At 50.2% G+C, this 11444-nt stretch carries 8 protein-coding genes; 4 read left to right on the top strand and 4 right to left on the bottom strand.

Going from position 1 to position 11444, the window contains the following annotated elements:
* Positions 1-8 precede the first annotated feature (8 nt).
* The gene (locus tag DES37_RS05715) at positions 9-869 is read left to right on the top strand and encodes an oxidoreductase (protein ID WP_110025157.1); all 861 of its coding nucleotides are present in this window, start codon (positions 9-11) and stop codon (positions 867-869) included.
* On the opposite strand, the gene hglS is transcribed toward DES37_RS05715, so the two are convergent.
* Complete coding sequence (gene hglS, locus DES37_RS05710; protein ID WP_110025156.1) at positions 866-2236, bottom strand: 2-oxoadipate dioxygenase/decarboxylase HglS; 1371 nt, start codon at positions 2234-2236, stop codon at positions 866-868. The genes DES37_RS05715 and hglS overlap by 4 nt on opposite strands.
* A 333-nt stretch (positions 2237-2569) precedes the next feature.
* On the opposite strand from hglS, the gene DES37_RS05705 reads away from it, so the two are divergent.
* Complete coding sequence (locus DES37_RS05705) at positions 2570-3490, top strand: LysR substrate-binding domain-containing protein (protein ID WP_110025155.1); 921 nt, start codon at positions 2570-2572, stop codon at positions 3488-3490.
* 159 nt (positions 3491-3649) lie between these two features.
* A complete protein-coding gene (locus tag DES37_RS05700; protein ID WP_110025154.1) occupies positions 3650-5944 on the top strand; it encodes an FdhF/YdeP family oxidoreductase in 2295 nt (764 codons plus the stop codon).
* A 56-nt stretch (positions 5945-6000) separates the two neighbouring features.
* On the opposite strand, the gene DES37_RS05695 is transcribed toward DES37_RS05700, so the two are convergent.
* The 3 genes from DES37_RS05695 to cybB form a co-directional block, all read right to left on the bottom strand.
* Positions 6001-7704, bottom strand: a complete 1704-nt coding sequence (locus DES37_RS05695) for a methyl-accepting chemotaxis protein (RefSeq protein ID WP_110025153.1) — start codon at positions 7702-7704, stop codon at positions 6001-6003.
* Positions 7705-7873: 169 nt separating this feature from the next.
* Positions 7874-9517, bottom strand: coding sequence for a putative bifunctional diguanylate cyclase/phosphodiesterase (locus tag DES37_RS05690; protein ID WP_110025152.1), 1644 nt, complete (start codon positions 9515-9517; stop codon positions 7874-7876).
* A gap of 297 nt (positions 9518-9814) precedes the next feature.
* The gene (gene cybB / locus DES37_RS05685) at positions 9815-10348 is read right to left on the bottom strand and encodes a cytochrome b561 (RefSeq protein WP_036113612.1); all 534 of its coding nucleotides are present in this window, start codon (positions 10346-10348) and stop codon (positions 9815-9817) included.
* 183 nt (positions 10349-10531) lie between these two features.
* Here cybB and DES37_RS05680 point away from each other — a divergent pair, with 183 nt between their 5' ends.
* Positions 10532-11443 carry an alpha/beta hydrolase gene (locus DES37_RS05680; protein ID WP_110025151.1) on the top strand — a complete coding sequence of 304 codons (912 nt, stop codon included), beginning with the start codon at positions 10532-10534 and terminating at the stop codon, positions 11441-11443.
* Position 11444: the final 1 nt, after the last annotated feature.

Genomic DNA, 11444 nt, shown 5'->3' with positions numbered 1-11444 from the left:
GGTATCCCATGACAACCGTTCAACTGGCAGGCACCCGGCAATTAGGCGATAAGCAAGTATTCAGGATGGGTTATGGCGCAATGCAACTCGCCGGTCCAGGTGTTTTTGGCCCCCCGGATAACCCGGAACAGGCAATTGAAGTTCTGCGCCTGGCTATCGAGCAAGGTATTAACCATATTGATACCTCAGATTTCTATGGCCCGCACATTACTAACCAACTGATCAGGCAGGCACTCCATCCGTATCAAAAAGAGTTATGCCTGGTGACGAAAGTCAGCGCCAGGCGTGATGATAAAGGGAACTGGATACCGGCGATGTCGGAAAGTGAACTGACCCGGGCGGTGGAAGAAAACCTGGAAAACCTCGGTCTTGACCAGTTAGAGATAGTCAACCTGAGAAGTATGTATGATGTGCATAAACCAGCCGAAGGTAGCCTCGAAGGCCCGTTAACGACATTACTTAACCTGCAGTCTCGGGGGTTAATTCGCCATATTGGGCTCAGTAATGTTACCCCCACGCAAATCAAAGAGGCGCTGGCATTAACCCCTGTCGCCTGCGTACAAAACTGTTATAACCTGGCTGAACGTAGTGATGATGCGCTGATTGACTGGCTCGAACAACGCGACATCCCATACGTACCTTATTTCCCGCTCGGTGGCTTTACGCCGCTACAATCGGCCGAACTCAGCGCTGTTGCCAGTGAACTCTCGGCCTCCCCCATGCAAGTCGCACTGGCCTGGTTATTACAGCGGTCACCTAATATTTTGTTGATTCCGGGCACCAGCAAGCCAGCGCATTTGCTGGCAAATATTGATGCCGCGAAGTTGCAACTGCCTGAAGCGTACATCGAACGCCTGAATGCGCTTTAGTCGGTATCCGTTAGCCTGTTAACCGCAGCCAGCCCGCACAGGCGACGGCTGCGGTTTTCAGTGTCCTGATATAAAGCAAACGGGTCTTTCACCGCACAGCCCAGTGCTGTTTCAAAGGCTTGCTGGCTGGCATGCCCCCGCTCCCTGACCTGCGTTTCCGCTCCCAGGTTGGACTGAAAAATCCCGGCGGCACTGACAGGCAGGAAATCTTCATAAGTAACAGGGGATGCAGCAAGCCAGCCTCGTTCAATTAGTGCCTGTGGGTTGTCGTCCGGTTTAATCGCCTGGCGGTTTGCGTCTCCGGCAGGTAATAACCGGTATCGGTACCAGGCGAGCCCGTCCTGGCGCAGTGTCGCTTCGTCATCGGGGAAACGGGCAAAGGTATTACGTAACTGATTTTGGTGTGCAAAATTATCCGCAGCGACACCCGCTTCAGCTAACAGAGAATCATACAACCGCCGCCCTTTCGGGGTCAGGGCCACTCCTCGCTGCTCTATTTCACCAAAACGTGCGGTATGCGCTCCCTGAGCCCCTTCGCCAAATACCACTTTTTCTTCCAGTGCCCGGAAACTGGTCTGGCGCAAAAGAATGGGGTATACACGGCGCGGCGGGCCTTCAATCACATTCTTGGGAGTAATGCCATATTCAGGCATCAGTGCCTGTACCCGGTCAATATCCAGTGTACGGGGGGTCAGGTGATTAATATGGCACCCGGGGAAACTGACAATGTCGGCCACCAGCCGGTGCGCACTGTTCAGTGCCTGGTATGTTTGCGCATCCACGCAGGCTTGCTGGCGCCAACGAAATGTTTCCAGAGCTTCACTGACAAAGCGCTGCGCCTGCACGGCGGTTAAACCACCTTGTTGTGCGTGGGTATCTACCAGTTCACGGCAGCCTGGCGTAAAAATTGAACGCTGCGCCAGAATATGCAGCGCCTGTTCCCGAAGCGTTGTGTCTTCAATCAGTTCCGGGCGCAGTAATGAGGTAAAAACACGAAATGGATTACGTGCCAGCGCGGCGTCTTCTGTGGGGCGAAACGCGGTTGAATGCACCGGTATCCCGGCAACAGACAAATCATAGTACCCCACGGGGTACATGCCCATGATGGCAAAAACCTTGCGCAACCCCGCCAGTTCTTCTGGCGTGCCAACACGAATAGCGCCATGCCGCTCAACATTGAGCCGACCAATTTCTCCATCGTTTGTCAGTTGTTCAAGCAACATGGGGTGTTTTTCCAGCACACCAATGTTGACGTCGGCAACCAGGTCCAACAACGTGCCATACTGCGGTACTTCTTGCTGATACATCACAGACATCGCCTGTGCGAACATTTCCCGAATTTCATCTGCACTGACATACTCGCCCATGTTATTTTCCTCAGGTCTTTTCCCAAAGGTTAGATAACACCTTTGCGCCACACTGAAATTATTCAGCTTTTGTGATCCTGGCAACGCGCCAAATTTAGTGGTCTTATCCCCTGCAGTCTTCGTTTATATAACCGGAGCATATGGTTGCCTGGCACATAAAAATTACCGGCGTTGATTTGCCTCGATTCAGCCGGGCAACCCGGAACGTCAGCGTAGCCAGAATCCGCACTTTGTTTAAAAATTGCGATGTTTGTTAATGTAATTTTGCAATGAAGTTATCAGAATACAGCTAAGTCACTTGAAAATAGCAAAAAACTGGTTTTAACATCCGTTATGGAAAATTATGGTCACTTCATGCAGCGCATTCGCTTGCGCCATTTACACACTTTTGTTGCCGTCGCTCAGCAGGGAACTCTTGGGCGCGCGGCACAAACGCTTAACCTCAGCCAGCCAGCATTATCCAAGACATTAAATGAGCTGGAAAATTTGATTGGGGCCCGCCTGCTTGAGCGGGGGCGTATGGGGGCACATCTCACCCCCACTGGCGAGCAATTTTTGACCCATGCACTGCGCATTCTTGATGCACTTCAGGTTGCCGGGCACTCTTTGCATTCCGCCACACAAGGTGAGCCTCAGGTAGTGCGCCTTGGTGCACTGCCAACGGCACTACTGGGGTTATTGCCTGCTGTAATAGGCCAATTCCATCGCCATCAAATTGGTGTCAGCCTGCAAGTGGCAGCCATGAATAACACCATGATCTTATCCGGGTTAAAAAGTGGTGAACTGGATTTTGGAATCGGCCGCATGTCTGACCCGGAATTAATGGGTGGATTAAGCTACGAATTGCTGTTTCTGGAATCACTGCGTCTGGTGGTTCACCCGGGGCATCCACTACTCAACGAAACCCTGACATTTCGCCGTATTCTCGACTGGCCAGCCGTTGTGCTGCCTGAAGGTACACCGCCCAGGGACAAAACTGAAGCCTTGCTTAAAGAACAAGGTTGTACACTTTCGCCCTGCCATGTTGAAACTTTGTCTGCTTCACTTTCCCGGCAACTCGCAATTGACTATGACTACGTTTGGTTTGTGCCCTCTGGCGCGGTAAAAGAAGATCTTAAAACGGGTGTACTGGTCTCATTACCTGTTGCCATACCGGGAAATGGCGAACCGGTTGGTATTCTGACCCGTGTCGACACCCCGCTTTCTGTTCACGCCGTAACATTAATTAATGCCATTCGCCAAACTATTGCCTGATTGTATTGTGTTGCGCAACTTGCATGATAAGTAACACTGTTAGAACGTTCAGGAAACAATAACCGCACATTGTTGCGCGAATGTTGGAAATTTGCGGCGTATACTGCATGTATTGATTACGCACACTATTGCGTAAATTTCCAGTATGGACGTCACACTATGAAATTTAAAACAGCGATTAAACCTTATCACGCGGCCGCAGGTGGCTGGGGATCACTGGAAGCAACAACCCGGTTTGTGTTTGACAGCAAACGCGCAATTAAGAATTTGCGCAACCTGATGCGCATGAACAAAGCCAAAGGCTTTGACTGCCCCGGCTGTGCCTGGGGTGATGATAATAAAAGTACATTCAGTTTTTGTGAGAATGGCGCTAAAGCTGTTACCTGGGAAGCCACCCGTCGCCATATCACCGCAGAGTTTTTTGCCCAACACACAGTCAGCGCGCTACGCAAACAAAGTGACTATTTTCTGGAGTACCAGGGCCGCCTGACAGAACCGTTGTGTTACAACCCTGAAACCGATCACTACGAAGCCATCACCTGGCCGGATGCTTTTGCACTGGTTGCCCGCCATATTCAGGAAATGGACAATCCTAACCAACTGGAGCTTTACACCTCCGGGCGTGCAAGTAATGAAGCTTCTTATCTCTACCAGGTATTCGGGCGGATGCTGGGCACAAATAATTTCCCCGACTGTTCGAATATGTGCCATGAGGCCAGTGGTAGCGGGCTGAAACGCAGTATTGGCGTTGGTAAAGGCACAATTCGCCTCGATGATTTCGACAAAGCAAACGCCATTTTTGTATTTGGCCAAAACCCTGGTACAAATCACCCGCGTATGCTTCACAGCCTGCGCCATGCAGCTGAAAACGGTGCCAGTATTGTAACGTTCAATACCCTGCGTGAACGTGGGCTTGAACGGTTCGCTGACCCGCAAAAACCGCTTGAAGTCGTCACCCCTTTAGCTGGAAACATCAGCTCTACGTATTATCAACCGAATTTAGGTGGCGATATGGCAGCGGTGCGCGGCATGGCAAAAGCACTGCTGGAAACCCACCGGCAACACCTGGCAGATGGCTTACCTGGCATTTTTGATGATGCTTTTATCAGTGAGCACACCCAGGGGATTGAACAGTGGTTTGCTGAAATCGATAACACCAGTTGGGACTTTATCACTCAGCAATCTGGCCTGAGTGAGCAGCAACTGCGTGAAGCAGCCGGTATCTGGCAAAATGCCGAACGGGTTATTTGCACCTGGGCGATGGGTATTACCCAACATAAACATTCGCTGGATAGTGTACGGGAAATTGTTAACCTGCAATTGCTGGGGGGGCACCTGGGCAAACCCGGCGCTGGGCTATGCCCGGTGCGTGGGCACAGCAATGTTCAGGGGAACCGTACAATGGGGATTGATGAAAAACCCTCTGCTGCATTACTCGACAGCCTGGCGAAACATTTCGACTTCACGCCACCACGAGCACCAGGCCATAACACGGTTGAAGCAATTGAGGCCATGCTGCGTGATGAAGTTCGGGTTCTGATAACACTGGGTGGCAACCTTGCCGCCGCAGCGCCTGATAGCGAGCGTACCGCTGAAGCCTTATCCCGGTGTGGGCTGACAGTACATATCAGTACCAAGATGAACCGCAGCCACCTTTATCCTGGCGATTCAGCACTAATCCTGCCCACGCTTGGGCGCACTGAAGAAGATCTTCAGGAAAGTGGCCGTCAGTTTATTACTGTCGAAGATTCTTTCAGTATGGTGCATGCATCTGAAGGGATAGGCAAACCACTGGCAGCCACGCAACGCTCTGAAACGGCAATTGTTGCCGGAATCGCCGCAGCGACACTGGGATGTGAGAAACTGGACTGGCTTGCCCTGAGTGCTGATTACAACCTGATTCGTGACCATATTGCAGCCACTATACCTGGGTTCACTGATTTCAATGAGAAATGTGCAGAGCCTGGCGGATTCTGGCTGGGTAATGCGGCGGCAAGTTACCGTTTTGCCACACCGAGTGGTAAAGCAGAGTTCAGCCCGGCTCCATTGCCGCAGTCAGTAACCCCGGTGGAAGCACCGTTCATATTGCAGACATTGCGTTCTCATGACCAATATAACACGACAATTTATGGTCTGGACGACCGTTATCGTGGTGTTTACGGGCAGCGTGAAGTGTTATTTATGAACCCCGATGATATTGCAGCGCTTGGGCTGGAACCGGGCGATGACGTTGATATCGAAACCCACTGGAATGACGGTATTGAACGAAAAGTTACCGGTTTCAAACTGGTCAGTTATGCCATTCCCCGTGGTAACCTGGCAGCTTACTACCCGGAAACTAACCCGTTAATTCCATTGTCCAGCTTTGGTGATGGTACAGGGACTCCTACTTCCAAATCTGTACCGGTGAGTATCACTGCTTCGCAACCGCATCCAGATTTGCGCCTGGTTTAAATAAACAACCCACAGGCATCTGCTTGTGGGTTGTATTCAGCTAATGGCGAGCAGTGTTAAAACGTCTCCCAGTTCTCCTGACCAGTTGATGAAGCCTGTGGTAATGCGGCCTGCGTTTTTTTCGCCCGCCCGGGCGCAGTACGCTCACTGTGGCTGTCACCAGATAACCGGAAGATACCGACAGCCTGAGACAGTATCGCGGCCTGTTCTTCAAGTGAACGGGCTGCGGCTGATGCCTCCTGCACCAGAGCTGAGTTTTGCTGTGTGGCATTATCCATTTCAGTAATAGCCTGGCCTACCTGTTCTATACCGCGGCTTTGTTCATCAGATGCAGAAGCTATTTCCTGCATAATGCCAGTCACGCTTTTCACCGACTCTACAATACCAGTCATGGTACTGCCTGCTTCCCGCACTTCACCGGAACCCTGTTCAATGAGTGAAACAGATTCATTAATCAGGTTCTCAATTTCTTTGGCCGCCTGTGCACTGCGTTGTGCAAGAGTACGAACTTCACTGGCTACCACAGAGAACCCACGCCCCTGCTCTCCTGCACGCGCAGCTTCAACGGCGGCATTCAGTGCCAGAATATTGGTCTGAAACGCGATGCTATTAATAACCGATGTGATTTCTGAGATTTTCCGTGAACTGGCTGAAATATTGTTCATGGTAGAAACCACACCGGTAACAATCTGCCCACCGTGCGAGGCCTTTTGTGAGGCCTCTCCAGCCAGTTTGCTTGCATGGTGCGCGTTTTCCGCATTTTGCTTCACGGTTGCCGTCAGTTGCTCCATGCTGGCGGCAGTTTGTTCAATAGCGGCTGCCTGTTGCTCAGTTCGTGAAGCTAAATCGACGTTGCCGGCAGAGATATCACTGGTGCCCTGGTAAATGCCACTGGCGCCATCACGCACAGTGGTGACAGTTCTCACCAGAGATTGCTGCATGTGTTGCAAATGTTTGTTGAGCATGCCAATCTCACTGCGGCTGGTTAATTCTTCTGGTTGTGTGAGGTCGCCAGCGTCAATAGCCTCAATTCGCTTAACAGCACGTTGCAAGGGTTGTATCACTATTTTTCGCAACATGATGAAGGTCATAGCTGTCATAAATAAAGCCAGCACAAAAGCGCCCCCCATCACCATCAGACCAATATTTGTATCGTGATGCGCCATAGCGTTAAGTTGCTGGGAGCGCGCAGTACGAATGGCAATCGCCTTCAGCAAAACCTCATTATAGTCATCATCCAGTTTGCGCAGTTGTTCATTCTCCTGGGTGATAATCGCTTCAAACATGCCATTTTTGGCATATTTGATCATTGGCTTCATGCCCTTTTCGACATAGTCGTCAAAACGGGTTTTCAGTGCGCCATCCAGTGCGGTGTCTTGCGGTGTTTTCGACCGGCGGTCCATGTAAACAGCAAACCCTTCCTGAGCTTTTTTAATACGCGCTTCTGCATCAGCAATATCTTTGCTCATGACATCCATATCTGCGACACGCCCGGCCGCCCCGGCATGAATTAATAAAATACGGGCGGTACGCAGGTGGTTGGAGCTGTTGGAGATGCCCATGCGCACCTGTATTTCATCGGTCACATCACTGAGTGAGCTATTACCCTGAACCAGGAAATAGCCAGCAAGACCGATACATAAAGCAAACAGTAGTAACACCCCGCCCAGAATGGCGGAAAAGAGGGGAACCAGACGGATGTGGTGCCAGAAACGAACAGACCCGGATATAGTTTGTGCAGATGTCGTTGCCCTTTCCATAATAACTCTCTTTAAATTTATAAGGGGTACAAAGAAAGCAATACCAATGACATCGGCATCCGTAGCCGTTTTATTACGCCTTAAAAGACATTTTGCGTAGCGTTAACAAGATTATGCCGGGAGGATCACACTTTCCCGGCGAGAGGAAAACAGAGGAATGCAAAGTGCGTTATAAATGGTCTATGTCTGTCGGTTTACCAAATAAAAAGCCCTGGATCTCACTACACCCTTCTTCCTCCAGAATGCGTAATTGCTCAGCAGTTTCTACGCCCTCGGCAATCAGTGGCGTATTGATGGAGTTACCCAGTGAAATGATGGCTCGCACAAAAGAACGTGCTTCATAGCTTTTCTCAACGTTATTGAGAAAGCTTTTATCCAGTTTTATCACATCAAACTGGAACTCCCGCAGAGTACTCAAAGAAGAATATCCAGTACCGAAATCATCCAGCGCAATACTTATTCCCATTTTTTGAAACTGATGCAACACATTGAATGTAAGCTTCTTATTAACAATAAACGCGGTTTCCGTTACTTCGAATTCCAGCAAGCTCATTGGGTAAGCAGAACGTTGCAACAATGTGCGTACTCGCTCAATAAAGTTGGGGTGGCGTAATTGCACTGGTGAAATATTGATAGATATTTTCTTATTAATTTGCCTTTCCATCGCTTCCTGGCATACGGTACTTATCACCCAGTAGCCTAATGGAACAATCGCGCCACTTTCTTCAGCGATAGGGATAAAAACATCGGGTGAAACCGGCCCAAGGCGTGGATGATTCCAGCGTAACAGTGCCTCATAACCTGAAATCTCTTTATCTTTGATGGCGCGTTTTTCCTGGTAATGCAGATAGAACTGCCCTTCTTTAATGCCCTTGCGGATATCGCCTGCCAGCATATTGCGATAACGTGTTTCTTCATCCATGTCTTTTTCATACCAGCATATTTTCACGTCCGTAGCCTGCTTTGCCCGGTACATTGCAAGGTCTGAATTACTGAGGAGCTTTTTAATATCCGTTGCATCATCAGGGTAAACCGCAACGCCCATGCTGGCCGACACAGAAAATTCGGTTGTGGCAAATTTTTGCAACCCGGAAAAACAGGCATATAAGCGGGAAGTGAACGCGCGTGCTTCCAGGCGGTTGTTGTAACCTTTTACCGCAACAAACTCATCACCGCCAAAACGGGCAACAATTTCGTCTTTACCCAGTATTTTGAGGGTTTGTGCGGCAACTCGTTGTAAGAGCTGGTCGCCGATATGGTGGCCTTCGATATCGTTTATATCTTTGAACTTATCCAAATCAATAGTGCAAACCGCAATACGCTGGTATTCGCTATTGTTCAGTAACTGTTCGACAAACGAGAAAAACTCAACACGGTTTGGCAGGCCGGTTAGTGCATCGTACCGCGCCATCCAGGAGATTTTGTCGTTGATCTCTTTTTGTTCGCTAACGTCCCGGGTGATTTTGGCAAAGCCAAGATGCACACCTTCTTCATCGTAAATCGGGTCGATAACCACATGAGCCCAGAAACGGGAACCATCTTTTCGGTAGCGCCAGCCTTCTCCTTCATACTGACCATGTTCTAAAGCCAGTTGAAGGTTACGTTGTGGCAAACCCGCATTGCGGTCCTGTTCACTGTGGAAAATACCGTAATACTGGCCGACGATTTCATCGCTACTGTAACCTTTTGCCCGGTTTGCACCTTCATTCCAGCTGGCGACCGTTCCGTCAGGATTCAACATGTAAATGGCGTAATCCTTTACTTGCTCAATAAAATGGCGATAGACAAAATCACTCAGTCGCTTGTGGCTCATGTAAGATGGCCCCTGTTCCAGGTATTGTAATTAGTAAAATAAAAACTTTTTCTCACAAGCTTTATCGCCTGTCACTCGTTTTTCTTTATGTTTTTCGCCCGGATAGATTATTTACACCCGTGCTGTTTTGTAGCGCAGTTCACACTGTGTGTATAGCCCACAAACCGCGCAGCGGGTATCGGACAGACAGAGTATTTAACCAGGTTTACAGTCTGGGTCGCAGAAAAGAACGAGAGAATGCTTCAGGAAAAACCTGCCACCGATTTGCCAGTGTGCAGCGGCAGGTTTCAGAGGTGATTAACTGGATTTTTTACGCGGCATCATGCGCAACAACGTGTTGTCTTTCCAGAAATAATGGTGCGCAAGTGCGGCAGCGGCATGGAGACCAATAATATAATAGCCGACAGTTGCCACCAGCTCATGGATATCTTTTACCTGCCAGGCGAAATCTTCATTCGGTGTGGCGGAGACTGGCATGGGCAGGCCGAAAATCGCCCAGTCATTACCGCGATAGTAACGATAAATAACACCTAATAGCGGCAGTGCGATAAACATCAGGTACAGCACCAGGTGTGCCAGGTGAGATAACCCCGTCACCATGGGCGATGGTTTAGGCTCAATCGGTGGGGTTGGCCAGATGGCCCGCCCGGCGAGGCGCGCTACCATCAGCACCATAACAAGGATCCCTGAACCATAGTGCAGACTGCTGAGTACGGGACGGAAACTCCGCGGGAAGAAGCCCCGCAACTCCATGGAGCAGTAAGCGATAATCACCAATAAGAAAACCAGCCAGTGCAGCGTTATCTGAACCGAACTGTACTTTCCACGCATAACGACATCCTCAATATTCAGTGAAGTGTTCAACATACTGATTACGCATTAAGAATTCATTAGTTTTTCTTTGCTTTCAGTGCGAAAAAACGGTGTTTTGCATAAGTAACAACCGTTTCAGGGTTAGTGGTAAGCTGTTGTTTACCCGTTGAGAGCACAAGTTATGCTTTGAGAAGGACACATATGCCCCCTGATTACCAAACTATAGCGCGCCTGGAGCCAGACGAAACATTTACCATCTGGCCTGCGGGCGAAGCACCGGGCGCACATACCAGCCCGGCGCACTATGTTCTTACTGAACGCAGTACACTCGCCAGTTTGCCTGACCGTGCCGCAACTGGAATCAGGGCGCCACTCATCAGCGCCTGGCGGCCAAAGGAGCCTAATGGGGTTGCACTATTAGTGGCACCCGGTGGTGGTTATAACCGTGTGGTGGTTGATAAAGAAGGCAGCGACCTGGCAGCACGCTTTACAGCACAAGGGTATACATTGTTTGTCATGACCTACCGCATGCCCGATGGCGGCCACAGTGAAGCCAGCCTGGCGCCACTTGCAGACATTCAACGTGCCATCAGGGTTATTCGCACACGCTCACCAGCGTGGGGGTTAAATGCACAACGTATTGGTGTTCTTGGCTTTTCTGCCGGGGGGCACCTTGCCGGCAGCCTTGCAACACACTTTGACTACCCTGCTTACCCGGCAATGGATGAAGCAGACAGCCTCAGTGCACGCCCGGATTTCGCTGCGCTGATGTACCCGGTTATTACCATGGATGCAGCGTTAACTCACCCGGGTTCAGCCCGTGCTTTACTGGGCGCAACTCCCGAGCCACTCTGGCGGCAACACCATTCACTGGAATTACAGGTTCGTGATGATATGCCCCCCGTATTTCTTGCCCATGCTGCTGATGACCCTTCGGTGCCTGTCGCAAACAGCCTGCTCATGTTTCAGGCGTTACTTGCCCACAAGGTTCCTGCCGAAATGCATATCTTCCAACAAGGGCAGCATGGTTTTGGTATTCGCGGTTGCCTTGATTTACCAGCCCAAAGCTGGCCTGAACTGCTCATGAACTGGGTCGAAGCACAATACCCGTGAT

It is taken from the genome of Mangrovibacter plantisponsor, from assembly GCF_003182475.1.
Taxonomy (GTDB): Bacteria; Pseudomonadota; Gammaproteobacteria; order Enterobacterales; family Enterobacteriaceae; genus Mangrovibacter; species Mangrovibacter plantisponsor.
The sequence above is the reverse complement of the archived record's forward strand: the minus strand, read 5'-3'. Positions and strand labels throughout refer to the sequence as shown.